The 19732-nt window shown below is 68.4% G+C and carries 19 protein-coding genes; 6 read left to right on the top strand and 13 right to left on the bottom strand.

Features of this window, described 5'->3' with window-relative positions:
* Position 1: 1 nt before the first annotated feature.
* The gene (locus tag LC068_RS00410; protein ID WP_226633601.1) at positions 2-961 is read right to left on the bottom strand and encodes a M20/M25/M40 family metallo-hydrolase; all 960 of its coding nucleotides are present in this window, start codon (positions 959-961) and stop codon (positions 2-4) included.
* Between the two features lie 131 nt (positions 962-1092).
* Here LC068_RS00410 and ligA point away from each other — a divergent pair, with 131 nt between their 5' ends.
* Complete coding sequence (ligA, locus tag LC068_RS00405; RefSeq protein WP_226633598.1) at positions 1093-3435, top strand: NAD-dependent DNA ligase LigA; 2343 nt, start codon at positions 1093-1095, stop codon at positions 3433-3435.
* Here ligA and LC068_RS00400 read toward each other — a convergent pair.
* Genes LC068_RS00400 through LC068_RS00370 form a run of 7 tightly spaced genes read right to left on the bottom strand, consistent with a single transcriptional unit; the run spans position 3429 to position 11240 of the window.
* The gene (locus LC068_RS00400; protein ID WP_226633596.1) at positions 3429-5249 is read right to left on the bottom strand and encodes an aspartyl protease family protein; all 1821 of its coding nucleotides are present in this window, start codon (positions 5247-5249) and stop codon (positions 3429-3431) included. The genes ligA and LC068_RS00400 overlap by 7 nt on opposite strands.
* Positions 5246-6091 (bottom strand): TrmB family transcriptional regulator, encoded by an 846-nt coding sequence (locus LC068_RS00395; RefSeq protein WP_226633595.1) that lies wholly within the window; start codon positions 6089-6091, stop codon positions 5246-5248. Before LC068_RS00395 ends, LC068_RS00400 begins: the two co-directional genes overlap by 4 nt.
* Positions 6092-6146: 55 nt before the next feature.
* Positions 6147-7136 carry an aldo/keto reductase gene (locus tag LC068_RS00390; protein ID WP_226633594.1) on the bottom strand — a complete coding sequence of 330 codons (990 nt, stop codon included), beginning with the start codon at positions 7134-7136 and terminating at the stop codon, positions 6147-6149.
* Positions 7137-7190: 54 nt separating this feature from the next.
* On the bottom strand, positions 7191-8186 hold the full coding sequence (locus tag LC068_RS00385; protein WP_226633593.1) for a DUF2272 domain-containing protein: 996 nt from the start codon (positions 8184-8186) through the stop codon (positions 7191-7193).
* Positions 8171-9982, bottom strand: coding sequence for an aminopeptidase P family protein (locus LC068_RS00380; RefSeq protein WP_226633592.1), 1812 nt, complete (start codon positions 9980-9982; stop codon positions 8171-8173). Before LC068_RS00380 ends, LC068_RS00385 begins: the two co-directional genes overlap by 16 nt.
* A gap of 46 nt (positions 9983-10028) precedes the next feature.
* On the bottom strand, positions 10029-10313 hold the full coding sequence (locus tag LC068_RS00375) for a hypothetical protein (protein WP_226633591.1): 285 nt from the start codon (positions 10311-10313) through the stop codon (positions 10029-10031).
* Positions 10314-10370: 57 nt separating this feature from the next.
* On the bottom strand, positions 10371-11240 hold the full coding sequence (locus tag LC068_RS00370; protein ID WP_226633590.1) for a 50S ribosomal protein L11 methyltransferase: 870 nt from the start codon (positions 11238-11240) through the stop codon (positions 10371-10373).
* Positions 11241-11325: 85 nt separating this feature from the next.
* On the opposite strand from LC068_RS00370, the gene LC068_RS00365 reads away from it, so the two are divergent.
* The gene (locus LC068_RS00365) at positions 11326-11937 is read left to right on the top strand and encodes a hypothetical protein (protein WP_226633588.1); all 612 of its coding nucleotides are present in this window, start codon (positions 11326-11328) and stop codon (positions 11935-11937) included.
* Positions 11938-12015: 78 nt separating this feature from the next.
* On the opposite strand, the gene LC068_RS00360 is transcribed toward LC068_RS00365, so the two are convergent.
* Both LC068_RS00360 and cysE read right to left on the bottom strand, forming a co-directional pair.
* Positions 12016-12225, bottom strand: a complete 210-nt coding sequence (locus LC068_RS00360; protein ID WP_209119425.1) for a DUF3126 family protein — start codon at positions 12223-12225, stop codon at positions 12016-12018.
* Positions 12226-12294: 69 nt separating this feature from the next.
* The gene (gene cysE, locus LC068_RS00355; protein WP_226633585.1) at positions 12295-13122 is read right to left on the bottom strand and encodes a serine O-acetyltransferase; all 828 of its coding nucleotides are present in this window, start codon (positions 13120-13122) and stop codon (positions 12295-12297) included.
* Positions 13123-13223: 101 nt separating this feature from the next.
* Between cysE and LC068_RS00350 the strand changes: the two genes are divergently transcribed.
* Entirely contained in the window at positions 13224-13817 is a 594-nt protein-coding gene (locus tag LC068_RS00350; protein WP_226633583.1) for a nitroreductase family protein, read from the top strand.
* Positions 13818-13820: 3 nt separating this feature from the next.
* Here LC068_RS00350 and LC068_RS00345 read toward each other — a convergent pair whose 3' ends face one another.
* The 3 genes from LC068_RS00345 to queF are packed head-to-tail and all read right to left on the bottom strand — an operon-like array spanning position 13821 to position 16907.
* The gene (locus LC068_RS00345) at positions 13821-15437 is read right to left on the bottom strand and encodes a sensor histidine kinase (RefSeq protein WP_226633579.1); all 1617 of its coding nucleotides are present in this window, start codon (positions 15435-15437) and stop codon (positions 13821-13823) included.
* 57 nt (positions 15438-15494) lie between these two features.
* Positions 15495-16385: a DUF817 domain-containing protein gene (locus LC068_RS00340; RefSeq protein WP_226633577.1), complete on the bottom strand. Its 891-nt coding sequence runs from the start codon at positions 16383-16385 to the stop codon at positions 15495-15497.
* A gap of 60 nt (positions 16386-16445) precedes the next feature.
* Complete coding sequence (queF, locus tag LC068_RS00335; RefSeq protein WP_226633575.1) at positions 16446-16907, bottom strand: preQ(1) synthase; 462 nt, start codon at positions 16905-16907, stop codon at positions 16446-16448.
* A 518-nt stretch (positions 16908-17425) separates the two neighbouring features.
* On the opposite strand from queF, the gene LC068_RS00330 reads away from it, so the two are divergent.
* From LC068_RS00330 to LC068_RS00320, 3 genes are all read left to right on the top strand, one after another.
* Positions 17426-18352, top strand: a complete 927-nt coding sequence (locus tag LC068_RS00330) for an NAD(P)H-dependent flavin oxidoreductase (RefSeq protein ID WP_226633574.1) — start codon at positions 17426-17428, stop codon at positions 18350-18352.
* Positions 18353-18381: 29 nt separating this feature from the next.
* On the top strand, positions 18382-18912 hold the full coding sequence (locus LC068_RS00325; protein ID WP_226633572.1) for a hypothetical protein: 531 nt from the start codon (positions 18382-18384) through the stop codon (positions 18910-18912).
* 114 nt (positions 18913-19026) lie between these two features.
* Complete coding sequence (locus LC068_RS00320; RefSeq protein ID WP_226633571.1) at positions 19027-19725, top strand: TorF family putative porin; 699 nt, start codon at positions 19027-19029, stop codon at positions 19723-19725.
* The last annotated feature ends 7 nt before the right edge of the window (positions 19726-19732 follow it).

Raw genomic sequence — 19732 nt, 5'->3', positions numbered from 1 at the left:
CCTAGCGGTCCAGTCCGCGATCCAGCGCCCGGAAGGACTGGATCGACAGGGTGGTGGCCGCCTGGAAAACCTCGGGCGTGATCCGCTCAGGGTCGTCACTGGGCTTGTGATAGTCGGGGTGGAACTCGACCCCGAGGTACAGGAAGGGCACCCCCGCCGCGTGGAAGGCCCCGTGGTCCGAGGCGCTGACCCAGTTGTCCGAACCCGTGTCCTCAGGCGTATCCTTGCCAAATGCCAGCGACACCGGGCCGACCGGCGCAATCCCGTCAAGATACGGCCGCAGCGTCGGGTTCTGATAGGTGCCCGTGACCCACAGATGCCCGTCGGTCTCCGCCCGGGCCGTCATGTCGAAGTTGAGGTTCATCGAGATCGATTCCAGCGGGAACGGCGGCGCCTCGACGAAATGCTTCGCGCCCAGCAGGCCCCGCTCCTCGCCGTCGAAGGCCACGAACAGCACGCTGTGCTCGGGCGGATTGCGCTTCAGCTCCTCGGCCAAGGCCAGCATGGTCGCGACGCCCGAGGCATTGTCGTCGGCCCCGTTGTAGATCTGCCCGCCGTACATCCCCACGTGATCATAGTGGGCCGTCACCACGATATAGCGGTTGCCGACACGGGTGCCGGGGATCAGACCCAGCACATTCACACCGTTGAAGGTCCGGCGTCCCTCGTGCGAGCGCCCCTCGGCGGAAAACGGCTGCAGACGCCCCATGGCCGGCGCGGCAATGCCCAGCTCTTCAAAGCGCGACACGATATAGGCCCGGGCGCGTTCGCCGCCGGGCGTCCCCGTCCCGCGTCCTTCCATGTCGTCCGCCGACAGGGTCGTGAGGTCAGCCCACAGCTGCGACGAGACCTCAGGCTGGGCGGGCGACGACACCTCGGACGTGCCGGGCACACAGGCCGCAAGCGCCCCGGCGGCCACAAGGGCCAGCACGGCAGACGCGGGCTTCGACAGACGACGCATGGAACCTCCGGAACTGTTCGCCCGAACCCTAGACCCGGGCGCGACCGCCGTCAGATTAACTTCCTGTCATCGGCGCTGGGAAGCCGGGCCGACGATGCTAGACAGGGGGCTGCAGATTCCCGGACCCGACCATGACCGACGCCCCCTCCCCCACCTCCCCCGATGTCGAGACCCTGACCCTCGATCAGGCCCGCGTGGAGCTGGACCGCCTGTCCGCCGAACTGGCCCGGCACGACGCCCTCTATTTCAACGAGGACGCCCCCGAGGTCTCCGACGCCGACTATGACGCCCTCAAGCACCGCGCCCTGGCGATCGAGGCCCGCTTCCCCGAGCTCAGCACCGCCGACACCCCCTCGGCCCGGGTCGGCGCCGCGCCGTCCGGTGCCTTTGCTCCCGTGCGCCACGGCATCCCCATGCTGTCGCTCGACAATGCCTTTGACGAGGGTGACATCACCGACTTCGTCGCCCGTGTCCGGCGCTTCCTGAACCTCGACGCCGACACCCCCATGGCCTTCATCGCCGAGCCCAAGATCGACGGCCTGTCCGCCAATCTGCGCTACGAAAAGGGCAAGCTGGTCGTCGGTGCGACCCGGGGCGACGGTCGCGAGGGCGAGGACGTCACAGCCAATCTGCGCACCCTCGACGACATCCCCGAACAGCTGTCCGGCAGCGGCTGGCCCGATGTCATCGAGGTACGGGGCGAGGTCTATACGCCCACCAACGCCTTCCTCGCCTTCAATGCCGAGGCGGAGGCCGAGGGCCGCCGCACCTATGCCAACCCGCGCAATTTCGCGGCCGGCTCGCTCCGCCAGAAGGACCCGACCATCACGGCCAAACGCCCCTTGCGCTTCTTCGCCTATGGCTGGGGCGAGTTTTCGGACGACTTTGCCGAGACCCAGAGCGGCGCCATCGATCGGCTGGCCGAATGGGGCTTTCCGGTCAACGACCGCCGCCGCGTGGTCGAGGACGCAACCGGCCTGATCGAGGTCTATCGCAGCCTCGAAACCGACCGCGCCCGCCTCGGCTATGACATCGACGGCGTGGTCTACAAGGTCGACCGGCTGGACTGGCAGAAGCGCCTCGGCTTCATCGCCCGCAGCCCCCGCTGGGCCATCGCCCACAAATTTGCCGCCGAACAGGCCCGCACCGTCGTCAACGCCATCGACATCCAGGTCGGCCGCACCGGCTCCCTTACGCCCGTCGCGCGGCTGGAGCCCGTCACCGTCGGCGGCGTGGTGGTCTCCAACGCCACCCTGCACAATGAGGACGAGATCGCCCGCAAGGACGTCCGCCTCGGCGACACCGTCATCGTCCAGCGCGCCGGCGACGTCATTCCCCAGATCGTCGGCATCGTGCCCGACCTGCGGCCCGATGGCACCGAGCCCTACGCTTTCCCGACCCACTGCCCCGTCTGTGGCTCCGAGGCCGTGCGCGAGGAAGGCGAGGCCCGCCGGCGGTGCACCGGCGGACTGATCTGCGCTTCCCAGATCGTCGAACGCCTCAAGCATTTCGTCAGCCGCCGCGCCTTTGACATCGAGGGGTTGGGCGAGAAACAGCTGACCGCCTTTCACGAGCGCGGCTGGATCCGCGAACCCGCCGACATCTTCCGCCTCGCCCGCGACACCGCGCGTCTCGACGAACTGCGGGCCGAGGACGGCTATGGCGAGACCAGCGTCGGCAATCTGGTGGCCGGCATCGACGCCCGCCGGACCATCACCCTCCAGCGGATGATTTACGCCCTCGGCATCCCCGACATCGGCGACCAGACCTCGCTGCTGCTGGCCCGCCATTTCGGTAGCTGGTCCGCCTTCAAGGCAGCGGGCATCGAGGCCTCGACCGGCATCCAGACGGAGGCCTGGACCCGCCTGTCCGAGGGTCACGGCGTGTCGGCGCGCGTGCTGTCGATCCTGGCCGACGCCCATCTGGCCGAGACCGATCCCTGGCCCGAGGCGCCGCTGGACCAGAAGCTCAGCCTCGCCTTCCCCGGCCTCGCCTCCCCCGCCCGTCGCGCCCTTGCCGACCGCGCCTCCGACTGGTCCGGCATCCGCCGTCTGGCCGACATCGCCCGCACCGAGGGCCCTGGCCTCGCCCTGACCGGCATCGCCTCGGTCGCCGGGGTCGGCCCGGTGGCCGCCCGCGAGATCGCCCACTTCTTCCATGAGGCCCACAACCGCGACGTGGTCGAGGCTCTGGAAGCGGAGCTGACCACCATCGAGGACGCCGAACGTCCCGAGGCCGATAGTCCGGTCACCGGCAAGACCGTCGTCTTCACCGGTTCGCTCGAACGCTTCACCCGTGACGAGGCCAAGGCCCGCGCCTCCTCTCTGGGCGCCAAGGTCTCCGGCTCGGTGTCGAAGAAGACCGACTATCTGGTCGCGGGTCCCGGCGCCGGTTCCAAACTGGCCGAGGCCGAAAAGCACGGCGTCACCGTCCTGACCGAGGACGAATGGCTGGCGCTGATCGGCGCTCAGTAGAAGTTGCGCGCCACCAGCCTGACGGTCGCGCCGTCCTCCAGTGTCAGCACCACTTCGTGTCCGGCGGGGCTGGTCAGCATGGCGCGGAGCGCCCCGGCATCCATTTCGGCGGCAGGGCGCCCGTCTACCGCGACGATGCGCGCGTCCGGCGTCAGGCCCGCAGCCTCGGCAGGCGATCCGGCCGACACCCGCGTCACCACGATCACACCCGGGTCCAGCCGGATACCCAGCCCCAGCCGGTCCTTCGGAAACGGCGCGACCAAGGCCTCGGGCGTGGCCGAGAGCCACAGCCGGTTGTTGGCAAAGTCGGTCACCAGACGAAACCGGCCCAACACCCCCATGCCGATGTTGCCGGCTGTCCGGTCAGCGTCGACCGCCGACGGGCCCGCGGGCGGGAAGACGGTCGGGATGTCGTTCACCTCGAACCCGCCGATCTCGAGCGACCGGATGGTGGCCAGACCGCTCTCGCGTACGCCGCCCACCGCGCCGGACAGCGTCGTCGTGGCCGGACGCCCCTCCAGCAGGCCCTCGGCCTCGGCATAGGCCGGATAGATGATCAGCGCCCCGCCATTTCCGATGTCGAAATCGAACAGCACGGGCGCACGGCCCTCGATCGACACCGGCACCGCGCGGATGGCCCCCGACGACACCAGCGCCAGCTCGGTCGCCCCTTCCGGCGGGACATAGCCCGCAGGTTCGTGGAAGGTCAGGCTGCGCGTCGGAAAGTCGATATCCACCACCAGACCGTTGAACGCGTCCTTGCCCAGGATGACCGGCAGGGGCCGGCCCAGCGCCTGGCTGATCGCCGCCAGATCGATGACCGCCACCGTCCGGTCGACGAAAGCGATCCCGCCCAGATCCAGTGTCACCCCCTTGGCAAAGCGCGCCTCGCCCACGCCGCCGGTGCCGACGGCCGCGACCTCTCCCTCGAACTCCAGACCGAGGCTTTCGGCAAAGGTCTTGTCCAGTACGGTCATCTCGGCGCCGCTGTCCAGCAGCACCTGGGTCGCCGTGCCGTTGACCGTCGCCGGGATGTAGATGCGGGTCCCGGCATAGAGATCGAAAGCGATGGGGCCGCTGTCCGGCGCGCCCTCGCTCGCCATCCGGTGGGCGGCCACGACCTCGGGGCGATCCCACGCCGAAGCCGGGGTCACAGGGTCGATATCAATGGTGGACCAGCTGACCTCGCCGGGCTCGCCGACATCGCCTGTCACCTGCTCGTGGAAGGGCATGCGTACGCCCTCGACCATCCGCCAGTCGCCGAAGGTCACGACCGACTCCCGCCGGTCCCGCGCGGTGCGCAGGCCGTACAGCTCGCCCGTTTCCGCGTCGATCCACAGCTCGTGCTCATCGGCATCCGGGCCGAAATCCACCGCAATGACCGCCAGGGTTCGCCCGTCGATCTCGATGTCCGGACGACGGCTCAGCCGCGACGGATCATCCAGCACCCCCTCGAACCGCAACAGGGCATCTCGCCTCAGGTCCTCGGCGGCATGCGGGCTCAGCGGCTCGATCTGCCCCGAGTTCGTCAGGACCCAGCCGTCGGACCCGTGGCGCGCTGTGGCCGTACGCACGATGCCGAGGTCCTGTTCGCGGCGCAGGTCGCCGTCGGCCTCGGCCAGCAGGATGAGTGGGCCCTCCAGCCCCGAAGCGCGGATCTGCCCCTCCTGCCGGACCGCCTTCATCGCCTCGAAGGCCGCGCCGCCGCGCCAGTCGCGGTAGCGCTCGACCACCTCGGTCACCGACGCGTCCTGCGCCGCCAGAGGGCCGGCCAGCACCAGCCATGCGGCCGCCGTCATCAGGGTCTGCTTCATTGTTTCACCTCCGGGAGGGTGCGTCGCGTCAGCGCCGCCAGACCGGCCGGCGCGCTGGCAAAAAGCGACAGGTTTGCAAGGGGATCAGACGAAGACCTGTCCTGACCTGTCAGGCGGATTTCGGCCGACAGCCCGCTGTGTTGCAGGCACGACAGATAGGCGCTGTCGCTCCACAGGGCCCGGTGGACGCCGGCCAGCCCCTCGGCCATCAGGGCCACCAGATGCTCACGCCCGTCGACCACCAGCGTCAGCTGATGGCCGGGCCAGTCCGAGGCCACCCGCGCCTCGGCTGTCGCGCGACGCTGGATGACCCCCTCGATCCCGGTGCTCTCGCCATAGATCAGGCCCGCGACCGTCACCCCCCGCGCCGCGCACCGGGCCAAGTCCTCGCGCAAGGCGTCAAGCGGCGCCGGAAACAGGTCGAACAGCACGATCTCGCGCGCCGACGCCAGCATGGCCCGCGCCCGCTCGATCACCTGTCCGGCTTCACCGATCTGGTAGATGCGGTCATCGTCCTGCGGCCGGCCCAGCGATTGCAACGCTCCGTCGGCCCGCTCCCGGGCCCGCTCGAACCCGGCTTCAAGAGCGGCCAGCACTTCGGACGGGGCGGCGGCCCGATAGGCCGACGGCTCCCCCTGCTCGACCAGCACCACGCCCTTCTGCGTCAGCTGCCCCAGCGCCTGGTACACATTCGGCGGCGCCTTTCCGCACAGCTTGGCCAGCCGGTAGCCGGTCGACGGCCCCGCCTGCAGCAAGGTGCAGTACAGCCGCGCCTCCAGTTCGGTGAACCCCAGCGCCTTCAGCCCGGCTTCCGCGTCATCGCTCGTCTGTAGTGTTTGCATATGCAAATACTAGCTAGGCGACTCCGCTTGGCGCCAGTGAATTCGGCGTAATGGCTCAGCGGTTCAGGGCTGCCTGCGCCGCTTCCGCATAGCGATGGCCCTGCGCCGCATCCCGCGGGAAGACCGCCTCGATGGCCGCCAGCTCGTCGTTGGACAGGGAGATTTCCACGGCGGCGACATTCTCTTCCAGCGTCGGAATGCGGCGCGTGCCAGGGATCGGCACCAGATCGTCGCCCTGCGCCAGCACCCAGGCCAGCGCCAGCTGGGCGGGCGTGACTCCCTTGTCGGCCGCCAGCGCCGAGACCGCCTCGACCAGCTTCAGATTGCGGTCGAAATTCTCGCCCTGGAAGCGCGGATTGGACCGGCGGAAATCGTCGGGCGCCAGATCCTCGGGCGTCCGGATCTGCCCGGACAGGAAGCCCCGGCCCAGCGGGCTGTAGGGCACGAAGCCGATGCCGAGCTCGCGACAGGTGGCCAGAATCTCGTCCTCCGGCTCGCGACTCCACAGGGAATATTCCGTCTGCAGCGCCGTGATCGGGTGGGTGGCATGGGCCCGCCGCAGCGTCGCCGGCGCGGCCTCCGACAGGCCGAGGAAGCGCACCTTGCCCTCCGTGACCAGATCGCCCATCGCGCCCACCGTCTCCTCGATCGGCGTGTCCGGATCGACCCGGTGCAGATAATAGAGATCGACGTGGTCCATCCCCAGCCGGGAGAGACTGCCTTCAATGGCGCGGCGCACATTGGCGGGGGAGCCGTCGACCTTCAGCGCGGTCCGGTCGGCGTTGTAGCCGATGCCGAATTTGGTCGCGACGAAGGCGTCTGCGCGCCGCCCCTTCAGCGCCTTGCCCAGCAGCATCTCATTGGTGTGCGGGCCATACATCTCGGCCGTGTCGAACAGGGTGACACCCAGATCCAGCGCGCGGTGGATCACGGCGATGGCGCCGACCTCCTCGCTGGGTGGACCATAGAAGGCGCTCATCCCCATACAGCCCAGGCCGATGGCCGAAACCTCGGGGCCCTTCGGACCCAGTGTGCGCGTCTTCATGGGAAAGGTCCTCGTGGCGGAGAGCCCTTCAGGTGGTCGGCGCCCGGCCGGGTTTCAAGGCGCGTTCAGCGCCCGGATGGTCGGCGAGGCGTCCAGCGCGGTGTCCTCCACCGGATCGGCCTGCAAAGACAGATGGGCGAAGATGGTCCGCGCCTCGTCGAGGTCGTTCGCCGCCACCACCGCCGGATAGCCTCCGGCCATGGCCGCCAGCGGCAGCAGGGTCAGGCTGACCCCGTTCAGCACATTGCCGCCGATCACCGCGACTGTGTCGCCCTCGATGCGCACGACCACATCGCAATGCGTCCCGGCATAGCGTCCGAGATCAGGCCGGCGGTCGGCGAGGCTGCGATAGTCGACCCCACCCCGCGAATTGCACAGCAGGTCCCCGGGCCGGATCGGCACCTCGCCCCGGTCATGGGCGACATAGGCCGCCTTCGGGCGCTCGCCGTCCCGTGCCCGGATGGCCTGATCGATATAGACGCGGTGGGCAATGTCCCGCTCGAACTGGTCCATCTCGCCCAGGCCCGCCTCGCACATCACCCAGCTGATGAAGGCCGCCGACCAGGGCTCGACCCAGTTGATCTCGCCCTCGCCCTGCCGCCACTGGCGGTTCTGGCGGGACAGGACGTCGGCCCCGTCCGGCGTAGCGCTCCAGTAGCCGGCGATGGTGGCCGCCAGCGACGGCGTATGCTCCCACCGTCCGACCGCGCGGATCACCCGGTCCTGCTCGGGCGCCTCGAGGGCGGGATTGAGCGCATCCGGCACCACACCCTCCGGCAGGCGCCGCTCGCGCAGGCCGCGCAGATCGATGGTCTGGAAGCCGAACACGCCCCATTCCTGCACGGCCACATCGACGATCCGCCTGCGCGCCCAGTGGGTCGGGCCCACCCGGCACCCGGGCTGCACGATCTGCATCGCCCCGCGCCGTCCGGTGACCCGCTCGGACGGCGGGATCACATCGAACACCGCGCGGGGCAGCCTTGGCTGGCTCTGGGCCACCACTGGCCCGGCGGCCAGCCAGACCGCCAGCGCGATCAGAGCGCGGCGCACTGCACCGTCAGCCAGTCGAGAACCTCGCCGTCCAGCAGCGGCCCGACCTTGGCCAGCACCTCGGCATGGTAGGCATCGACATAGGCCCGCTCGTCCGCCGTCAGCAGGTCAACGTCGATCAGCCGACGATCCAGCGGCGCCAGCGTCAGCTGTTCGAAGCCATGCATCGGCCGCTCGCCGCCCGGAATGGCCTCCGGCGCCGTCACCACCTGCAGCGTCTCGATGCGGATGCCCCAGTGGCCTTCGCGGTAGTATCCCGGCTCGTTCGACACGATCATGCCGGTCAGCAGCGGCTGGGTGTTGACCGCCTTGGCGATCCGCTGCGGGCCCTCGTGGACCCCCAGATAGCTGCCGACGCCATGGCCGGTGCCGTGATCATAGTCATGCCCGGCCATCCACAGCGGCAGCCGCGCCAGCGCGTCCAGCTGATGCCCGGTTGTGCCCTCGGGGAAGCGCACCACGGCCATGGCGATATGACCCTTGAGCACAAGGGTGAACATGCGCCGCTGACCCTGCGACGGCTCGCCCACCGCGATGGTCCGCGTCACATCGGTCGTGCCGTCCAGGTATTGTCCGCCGCCGTCCACCAGCAGCAGCGAGCCCTTTTCCATCCGTCGGATGGTGCGGGTCACGGGCTTGTAGTGCGGCAGGGCGCCGTTCGGACCGGCCCCCGCGATCGTGTCGAAGCTCAGGTCCATCAGGGCGCCGGTGCCCTCGCGTAACTGCTCCAGCTTCTCGACCACGGCCCGCTCGTCCGGCAGGGTCTCCTGCGCCTCGGTGTCCAGCCAGTGGAGGAAGCGGGCCAGCGCCGCGCCGTCGCGGATATGCGCCTGACGCGCGCCTTCGATCTCCACCGGATTCTTGACCGCGCGCGGCAGGGTGCAGGGGTCCTGACCGCGCACGACGGTGCCCCCGGTGGCTTCCACCCGGTCGAAATACCAGGCCGCGCTCTGGGCCGGATCGATCAGCACCGACCGGCCCTTCATCTCGTCCAGCGCCGAGGCCAGGGTCTCGGGCGTCTCCAGCGTCACATCCTCGCCCAGCCAGCCGGGCAGCTCATTGGTCACCTTGGCCGGGTCGAGGAACAGCCGCGCCCGCCCGTCCGCCTCGACCAGCGCCTGTCCCAGCGGCAGGGGCGAGCGGATCACGTCCCCGCCCCGGATGTTGAACAGCCAGGCGACCGAGGTCGGCGCCGTCAGCAGGGCCACATCGGCCCCGACCTCCGCCACAGCCTTGCCCACACGGGCGCGCTTGTCGGCCGCGTCCTCGCCCGCATAGTCGATCGGGTGGGGCACGACCTTCGCCTGCGGCTGCGCGGGACGTTCCGATCCCCAGGCGCTGTCCAGCGGATTGCTGTCGACGGGCTTCAGCGTCACCCCTGCGCGCTTCGCCGCCGTCTGCAAACGCTTCAGCGCATCAGGGCTGTGCAGCCGCGGATCGTATCCGACGACCGACCCCCTGGGCTGCTCCGACAGATAGCGGGCGACCGCCGTCTCGTTGAAATCACGCAGCTCGAACTGGCCCTGATCGACCTGGGCCTTCACCTGCACCGTATAGCGCCCGTCGGCGAACACGGCGGCCTTGTCCTTCATCACCACGCCCGCGCCGGCCGAGCCCGTAAAGCCCGAGATCCACGCCAGCCGGTCATTGGCGGCCGGAAGATACTCGTTCTGGTGCTCATCCTCATGCGGCACCAGAAAGCCGTCCAGGCCCTGGGCCTGCATCTCGCGTCGCAGAAGCGGCAGGTGGCGCTCGCCAAAGCCGGGGTCGGTGGTCTCGTCGAATGTCTGTCTCATGCGCGCGGCTTAGCATCTCCCTCGCCCATGCGGGAAGGGAGCTGGCCTATTGCTGTGCCGGAGTTCCGGCCGGGGCTTCGGCAGCCGGCACCGGTACCGCGACCGGCACCGCCACCTCGCGTTCAACCACCACCGGCTCGGTCTGCGGGGCCTGACGGTTGAACAGGATGAGCATGACGGCCACCAGCACCAGCCCGCCGAGAATCCCGGCAATCCACCAGCCGGTGTTGCTCTCGCGCACGATGACGGTCTCGGTCGTTTCGGAATAGGCGGGCGCCGGCTCGACGATCACGGTCGGCTGGCGGGGGTCGTTCGGATCAAGGTAGGTCACGGGAGGGCTCCTCAGGGTCTTCAGACCTGAAAACGGCCCCGCCTGTGCCCGCGTTCCTTAACCCTTTCGCCTCAGCACCAGCGCGCTCCAGGCATCGCGCCGGATGCGCCGCTCCAGCACGAAGCCGCGCGACAGATAGGCGGCGGTCACCCGACGCTCCTGCGTCCGCAACAGGCCTGACAGGATGGCCACGCCCTCCAGCTGCAGCGCCTCCTTGATGTCCTGCGCCAGCGCCACCAGCGGCGGCGCCAGAATGTTCGCGAACACCAGGTCGTAGGGGCCATGCCGACGGACCTTCCGGTCGCTCAGGCCGGAGGCGTGGACAAAGCTGGCCTTCGCCTGGTTGAGCGCCGCATTCTCGTTGGCGATGCGCACCGACGGCGCGTCGATATCGGTCCCGACCGCGACCCGGCTGCCGGTCTTCGCCGCGGCGATGGCCAGCACACCCGTGCCCGCCCCGACGTCCAGCACCCGCTCGAACCGCTCGCGCTTCAACAGGTCATCGAACGCCATCAGGCACCCAACCGTCGTGCCATGGTGCCCGGTGCCGAAGGCCGCGCCGGCATCAATCTTCAGGTTCACGGTATTCTGCGGCACCCGCCCCTGATCGTGCGCGCCATAGACGAAGAACCGCCCCGCCCGCACCGGCGGCAGACCCGACAGCGACATCGCCAGCCAGTCCGCATCGGCCAGATCCTCGACCGTGGTGCTCAGGGCTGTGTCACCCTTCAGCGAGGTCACCAGTCGCTCGACCTCGGCGTCCGTGGTCGGAAAGGCGTCGATGCGCCAGATACCCCGGTCCTCGTCTTCCTCGAGGATGGAATAGGTCACGCCCTCCAGCAGGGGGTCGGCGTCCCACGCCGCCACCCGCGCTTCGGTTGCGTCTCTCGACCCATGTGCGATTATCTGAACTGCGGACTCTGACATTTCTCAAACGCCGCTATCATACCGAATCGCATGAATCGTCGGCGCGGCGTCTCGCGTCAAATCCATCCGAGGGGTCGGGGAATACATGGCCAAGGTTCCATCCAAGTCGAGTACGTCCAAGCCGGGCGCAACTGCATCGGGCGCTTCCAAGCCTAAAGCCGCGCCGAAGTCTACGGCGAAAGCAGCGACGGCCAAGCCGGCGACTGCCAAGGCGACCGCGCCCAAGGCCGCTCCGGCCAAGGCGAAAGCCCCGGCTGCTAAGGCCGCCGCGCGGCCCGCACCCAAGGCTCCGGCTACCGCCAAGGCCCCCGCTGCGGCCAAGGCACCGGCCGTGAAGAAGCCTGCTGCGGCGACCAAGCCGGCCGCTGCCAAGCCGGCGACGAAGACCGCGGCTGCCAAGCCCGCTGTTGCCAAGGCGGCCCCGGCCAAGGCCGCCCCGGCCGCGAAGAAGCCGGCCGCCTCGCGCGCCACTCCGGCCCGTCCGGCTGCGGCGAAGAAGCCCGCCGCCGCGCGCGCCGCTGCCAAACCGGCCACCACGCCCAAGGCTGCGGCCGTTACCCCGGCTCCGGTTCACCCGGCTCCGACCTCGGCGGCTCCGGCCCCTGCCCCCGCCGCTTCCTCCTCGACCGCGGCCAAGCCGGCCGAGAAGAAGAGCTTCATCGGCGGCATCCTCGACGCCATTTTCGGCAAGCGCTGATCCGGCGACCGCCCAAACAGAAAACCCCCGCCGGAGTGGCACCGGCGGGGGTTTTTTCTTGTGCGCTGGCGCGGGTCGTCAGGCTGGCGGCAGGTCCTCGGCGAGGATCGCCATCTCGAACATGAAGGAGCCGTCGCCGTCCTCGTCCTCGAAGACCAGGCCGAGGAATTCATCGTCGACATAGACCTCGACCGAGTCGGCGGTCTTGCGGGCCTTCAGCTTGATCCCTCCGTGGTTGAAGGTGCGCTTCAGGTGGCTTTCCAGCCGGCGTTGGTCGTTCTCGTTCACGGGATGCCTCTCGGTTCGTTCGGCGCGGACCCTAGAGAAGGCGGCCCGCAAGGGAAAGCCCGACCGGGCCTAGATCACAAAGTCATACACAATGTCGGCCAGGGTGTGGTCCATGGTGCGGGCCGGCGTGGCATCGGTCGGACAGTTGACCAGCCGCGCGGGCACCCCGGCCACGGTGCATCCGGCGGGCACCGGCTTCAGCACCACCGAGCCCGACGCTACCTTGGCGTAGTCGCCGATCGTAATATTGCCCAGCACCTTGGCCCCGGCCCCCAGCAGTACGCCCTTGCCGATCTTGGGGTGGCGGTCGCCGCGCTCGGCGCCGGTGCCGCCCAGCGTCACCGCATGCAGCATGGACACCTCGTCGCCGACCACCGCCGTTTCGCCGATAACGATGCCCGTCCCATGATCGAGGAACAGCCCCGAGCCCATCTGGGCACCCGGGTGGATATCGACCTGGAACAGTTCCGAGATGCGACTCTGGAAATGCAGCGCCAGGGTCTCACGCCCCTCGGTCCACAGCCAGTGGGCCACGCGCCAGCCCTGCAGCGCCTGAAAGCCCTTGAAGTACAGGAAGGGCTGCAGCAGCGAGCGGATCGCCGGATCGCGTTCCTCGACGGCCTGCAGATCGGCCTCGGCGGCGGCGACAATCCCCGGGTCGGCCTCGAACGCCGCAAGACACACCTCGCGCACCGTCATGGCGCCCAGCTCGGCATCGCCCAGCTTCCTCGCGATCTGGAAACTCAACGCCGCGCCCAGATTGCCATGCGACAGGATCACGGCATTCATCTGCGAGGCCAGATCCGGCTCATCGCGAGAGGCCTGCTCGGCGGCGCGCCTCAGCTGGTTCCACAGGTCAGACGTTTCGGGAACGGCCTCCAGTCGGGGCGTGGCCATGCATCCTCGCTTATTGGTTCAGGCCGAAAGATAGGCCCACCACCCGCATATCGCCACCCCGGGCACTGGCGGCCCCGCGCCCGCGCCCCTAGCTAGGGCTCATGACCGAGCTTGCCGCCCCCCTCGCCCTTCCCCGCCGCGACCCCGCCCTGATCGACTATCTGTCGACCCGGCGCTCGGCTCCGGCCCAGGCCCTCGCGGGCCCCGGACCGTCCGATGCGGACCTTGAGGCCATCCTGCGGATCGGCCTTCGCACCCCCGACCACGGCAAGCTCTTCCCCTGGCGGCTGGTCGTCCTGTCCAATGAGACGCGCGCGGCCCTTGCCCATGCGCTGCAGCCCCTCGCTGACGACCAGCCCGACCCCAACAAGGCCCGCGCCGTCCTCGCCAAGCTGACCGCCCCGCCCGTCACGGTCATGGTGATCTCCACTCCGGTCCGGGATCACAAGGTCCCCGTCTGGGAGCAGGAACTGTCCGCCGGGGCACTGGCGATGAACCTCAGCCACGCGGCCTTCGCTCACGGCTTTTCGGCCAGCTGGATCACCGACTGGTACGCCTATGACCCCCGGGCCCTCAGCCTGTTCGGCATTGGCGAGGCCGAGCGCATCGCCGGCTTCATCCATATGGGCACGCTCGAGACCCCGCCCATGGAACGCCCCCGCCCCGACCCGGAAGACAAGGTCGTCCGCCGATAGGCCTCAGGCGGCCTTGGCCGGTGCGTCTTCGACCGGCGCCGGTACCATCGGCAGGCGCAGGGTGAAGGTCGCGCCTTGGCCGAGCGTACTGTTCACCGAGATGTCCCCGCCCATCGCGCGGATCAGCCGCTTGCAGATCGCCAGCCCCAGCCCGGCCCCGTCGTGGGCGCGGGTCACCGACTCGTCAGCCTGGGCAAAGTCATCGAACATGCGCGGGACAAAATCCGGGTCGAGACCCGGCCCTGTGTCCGACACGCTCAGGTGCACCACCCCGCCCTTCACGGTCGACGACAGACGGATATGCCCCTCGGTGGTGAAGTTCGCAGCATTGCGGGTCAGGCATTCCAGCGCCTGTTTCAGGTGCGGGCCGTCCCCCATCCAGAGGCCCTTCACACCCGAGTCGACCAGCACCGAAATCGGCTTGGTCTGCACGGCTGCGCGGGTGCGATCCGCGATGTCCTCCATCAGGGCGTCCAGATCGAACGGCGCCGTCTCCAGATCCACTCGCTCGCGCTCCAGACGCGTGACCAGCAGGATCTGTTCGATCATGCCCAGCAGGTCCTGACCCGACGCCTTGAGAATCTTCAGATGGCCCTGCTGGATCGGGCTCAACTCGCCATGCGCCATGATCTCGGCCATGCCCAACACTCCGTTCAGGGGCGTGCGCAGCTCGTGACTGATGTTGGCCAGAAAACGCGTCTTGGCCTCACTGGCCGCCTCGGCCCGGTCGCGCGCCTCTGACAGGTCGGCCTGGTTCTGCTCCAGCGCCTTAGCGATACGGTCCAGAGACACCCACAGCAGCACCGCCCCGCCGATCAGGGCGGAGATCAGCACGATGAACATCGGCTTGGCCCGCTTCAGGACGGCGGCGCCCGGCCGGCTGGGAGTCCACGCCAGCACGCCCAGCCGCTTGCCTTCAGGCCCGACGATTGGAAAGGCCACCTGATTGACGCGCGGCTCCGTCACATACTCGACGCCTTCCAGCGCCAGATCGCGGCTAAGACTGTCGACCATCGCCGAGATGTTGCGCATCGAGATCACGACCGGATCGGTCGCGAGCCGCGCGACCGAGTCATCCTCCGGCACCACGGTCGAGGCCGCGACGACATAGGTGACACCGTCCGCCTCCATCATTCCGGTCCAGCTCTGGGCGACCTCGAGGCCCAGCCCCGGCGGGTGGTTTTGCTGCAGGGCCAGCGCCACCGGCCGGGTCGCAGCCGCAAGGGCCTCCCGCTCCGCGTCGGTCAGCGGCGCACCGACCCGCTCGGCCATCACCACCTGACCGTCGCTTCCCACCGCCACCGTCACGTCGTGGTGCATGTACTCGTTGTAGTAGTCCGCGAAATAGTCCTTCATCCACTGGGTGTCATTGCGGGCAAAGGCGCTCACCGCCTCCGCCCATATGCTTGAGGTCTGTACCTCCTCCAGCGTCCGCGCCTGCATCCGCTGCAGGCCCACCCAGGCCAGGTGGATTTCCTCATCCTTGTGGATTTTGTCGATGGAGCGCGCCGCAAAGGCGAACAGCCCCGCGGCCCCCGCGAGCACAAGGGCGCCGACCAGCAAGGCGACGAGCAGAACCCGCCGCAGATCAAGCCTTTGAGATGTGGGATTCCCCGCCATGCCCCCACTATCGCCCAGGTGTCATAAAATCGCGTTATTCGCGATGGCTAACGCTTCTTAAGACCCAGGCGAGCGAATCCGGCACGGGCTCCGCGGCTCCGTCTCCGGACGATGCACCAGCGACACCAGCACGATCGAGATGATCATCAGCAGGAACCAGCTGCCCAGCTTGTCCAGTGACACCGGCTCCCAGCCCGCCTCCTGCCCCGGATAGGTCCAAGCCCGCGCCAGGGTGCCGATGTTCTCGGCCAGCCAGATGAACAGCGCCACCAGTCCATAGCCCGCCAACAGGGGCATCGCCCGCCGCCTCCGGTCCGGCGTGAACCAGAACCAGCCCCGGCCGAACAGCACGCCGGCCATCAGGAACAGCGCACCCCGCACGTCCGGCAGCCAGTGGTGCAGGAAGAAGTTCAGATAGATCCCCGCCGCCAGCACCCCCGTCATCCACACCGGCGGATAGTCCCGCACCCGGATGTGAAAGATGCGCTGAACCCGCGCGATATAGCTGCCGACTGCCGCGTACATGAAGCCCGAGAACAGCGGCACATCGCCGATCCTCAGCATCGAGGCCTCGGGATAGACCCACGACCCGTGCGCCGTCTTGAACAGCTCCATGATCGTGCCCGCGATATGGAACAGCAGGATGACCCGCGCCTCCTCCCAACTCTCCAGCTTGAAGACCAGCATGCCTGCCTGGATCGCCACCGCCCCCACGACCAGGGCGTCATAGCGGGCGATGCCGAGGTCCTCGGGCCACCACAGGAAGGTCGCGACGATCAGCACCAATAACAGCCCGCCGAACAGGCACGCCCAGCCCTGCTTGATCCCGAACATCAACAGCTCGAACGCATACCCCCGCCCTCGCCCCCGATCCGCCCAGGCCTGCGCCCCCGCCAGCCAGCGGCGACCCAGGATTTCCAGCGGCGGACGGCGATAGGAAGCGCTCATGCCCCGGTTGGATCACGGAGCACCGCTGAGCGTCATGAGCGGGGGGTGAGGAACGGGTGACTAACCCCGCCCGCGATACCCCGGCACACCCTGATCGGGCAGCCAGACACCCTCGGGCACCGGTCCGGTCTGCCAGAAGACGTCGATGGGGATGCCGCCGCGCGGGTACCAGTAGCCGCCGATACGCAGCCATTTGGGCTCCAGCAGTCCCGCGAGCCGCTTGCCGATGGCCACGGTGCAATCCTCGTGGAAGGCGCCGTGATTGCGGAAGCTGGTCAGGTACAGCTTCAGACTCTTCGATTCGACCAGCCAGTCCCCCGGCACATAGTCGATCACCAGATGGGCAAAGTCCGGCTGGCCCGTGACGGGGCACAGGCTGGTGAATTCGGGCGCTGTGAATCGCGCGACATACAGGGTGTCGGCGTGCGGATTGGGCACCCGCTCAAGCGTTGCGGAGTCAGGATCAGCCGGCTGCGCCGTATGCGCGCCCAGCTGGCTCAGGCCGGAAGTGTCTGTGGTCATGGAAGGCCTTTAGCGGGTTGCGGGCGGGCTGAAAATGGCGGGGTTGGGCATGACGAAGGTCCGGCGGCTGCTGCTATCAAAGCCGCATCCGAATTCCCTCGCCCCTTCAACGCTCCCGCCGTTTCCCGGACCGTTCTTCCCGCCCTGGGTCGCGGCCCGCCCATACTGTCCGGTTGCCAACGTCGCCGCACACCCCATCCCATGATTTCAGACGATTCAGACGGTAAATTTCCCCCCTCTCCCGTGGGAGAGGGGGCAGGGGGTGAGGGGCTCTCCATGTCCTTCGGCGTGAGCCGTCGCACCGGTCCTGCCACGGCTGTCGCCGACGGACACCGCCGCCCCTCATCCGGCGCTCACGCGCCACCTTCTCCCATCGGAAGAAGGGGACCACCTTGTCAGAGGAAGGCCAATTCAGACCATTCAGACGGTATTTTTCGCGCCCTCGGCACCGCCTTCCCCCGTTGCCTTACCCCGCGACAGCCGTCTATCCGTAGCGAAAGACAACGGAGGAGCCGCCCATGACCATTCCCGCTTCCCTACAAAAAGGGCTGAAGCTGCCGGTGATCGCGGCGCCCATGTTCCTGGTGTCCGGGCCGGATCTGGTGGTCGAGGCCTGCAATGCGGGGGTCATCGGCACCTTCCCCTCGCTGAACCAGCGCACCACCGAGGGCTATCGGGAGTGGCTGAAGGACATCAAGGCCCGCCTGAAGCCCGACGCCGCCGCCTTTGGCGTCAACCACATCGTCCACCCGACCAATCCGCGCCTGATGGCCGACATGATGGTCTCGGTCGAGGAACAGGTGCCCCTGATTATCACCTCCCTGGGCGCCGTGCGCGATGTCGTTGATGCGGTGCACGGCTATGGCGGGGTGGTGTTCCACGACATCGCCAATGTCCGCCACGCCCGCAAGGCCGCCGAGGCCGGGGTCGACGGCCTGATCCTCGTGGCCAATGGCGCAGGCGGCCACGCGGGGATCATCAATCCCTTTGCCCTGATCAATGAGGTGCGGTCCTTCTTCGACGGCACCATCATCCTGTCCGGCTGTCTCTCGACCGGCCAGGACATTGCCGGCGCCATCACTCTTGGGGCCGACTTTGCCTATATGGGCACCCGATTTATCAACACGACCGAGGCCATGGCACAGGACGCCTACAAGGCCATGATTGTGGACTCCGGGGCCTCGGACATCACCTACACCCCGGCGGTTTCGGGCATCCCGGCCAACTTCCTGACGCCTTCGCTGATCGAGAACGGCATCGACCCGAAGACCCTGCCCGAGCACAAGCTGGACATGGCCGACGAGGCCAAGGCCTGGAAGACCGTATGGTCCGCCGGACAGGGCGCAGGTTCCATCCACGATGTTGTGCCGGCGGCCGAGCTGGTCCAGCGTCTCACGGGTGAGTTCCGATCCGCACTCTCCAACGTCCACAAGCGCTACGGCTGAGGAACCGGGTCACAAAAGCGGAGGCCTCTATGAAGTTCGCGTCGATTGCCCTCGGAGCCCTGTGCGTAGCGCTGTGCTCCGGCGCAGCTCCCCTGCCCCCGGCTCCGGCTCCCGACGCGCGCTCGGCCACGCAGCAGTTCGAACAGATCGCGCAATGGGTTGGGCGCTGGCGGGTAGACGAAACCGAGGTGCTGACCATCGTCTTCGAAAGCACGGCCAACGGCCGGACCATCGTCGAACGCTGGGAGACGCCCAACGGTCTGCACTCAATGACCGTCTATCACATGGACGGCGACGCCCTGGTGGCGACCCACTACTGCCCCCAGGGGAACCAGCCGCGCCTAGTTTCGCATGGCTCGGACGGTCCGGATATCCGATTCACCTTCCGCGACGTGACCGACCTCGACCCCGGCGAAAGCTACCAGCACGATCTGGCGTTCTCGACCGCCCGCGACGGCGCTCTCGTCCGCACGGAGGTCTATCAGGGTCCGGACGGTCAGGCCGAGCCGGGTCGCTATACCCTGCGGCGGGCCGAGCAGGCCTCGCGGCACCCCGCCTGACTGCGTGGCGCGGCGGCAACAAATGTGCTGTCACGCCGCGACCCAATTCGCCAGCGGCGACAAGTTCAGCTAAGGGGGCGGCGTCCCACGGATTCGTCCTTATACGGAGCCATCATGCGCGCCCTCCTGACCGGCCTTTCGGCCCTGACCCTTCTGGCCGTCTCGACCCCGGCTGCCGCCCAGAGCATGGCCGGTGGCGATTGGGCATTTGGCGTCGGCGCCGGTACCGACAACCGCTCCAAGGACGTCTCCAAGTCGGGCACGGACGCCTATGGCTGGGCGCTCGCGGAATGGACCAGCGGCGACGGCTTCTTTTACACGGGCGCCGGGGCCGAAACCATCGACAGCTCGGGCTCGGATCTGGAGATTGAGGCGGGCGTCGGCATCCGGCCCCAGTGGGGCGGCTTCGACTTCGACCTGAACGCCACGCACAAGTGGCGGGTCGATGCCAATCCGGGCACGGACGACGACGCCTGGGAGCTCACCGCCGACGTCAGCCGCGCCATTGGCCCGGCCAAGGGCAAGCTGCGCCTGCAGTACTCGCCGGACGGCACCGGCCCGACCGAATCCTGGACCTGGGTCGAGGCGCGCGCCAGCTGGGACCTGACCCTCACCACCGCGATCTCGGCCGGAATCGGCCGCCGCGAACAGGACCTGTCGGTCGACTACACGGGCTGGGACGCCGGCGTGACCTGGCAGCTGACGCCCGCGATCGACCTCGATGTCCGCTATCACGACACCGACGCCGACCCGTCCCTGTTCGGCGACCAGTACGGCTCGGCCGTGGTGGCCAACATCGGCTTCTACTTCTAAACCTTGG

This window comes from Brevundimonas poindexterae (assembly GCF_020524625.1).
In the GTDB taxonomy this organism is placed as follows: domain Bacteria; phylum Pseudomonadota; class Alphaproteobacteria; order Caulobacterales; family Caulobacteraceae; genus Brevundimonas; species Brevundimonas poindexterae_A.
Note: the sequence above shows the minus strand (reverse complement) of the source record. Positions and strands in the feature narration are given on the sequence as shown.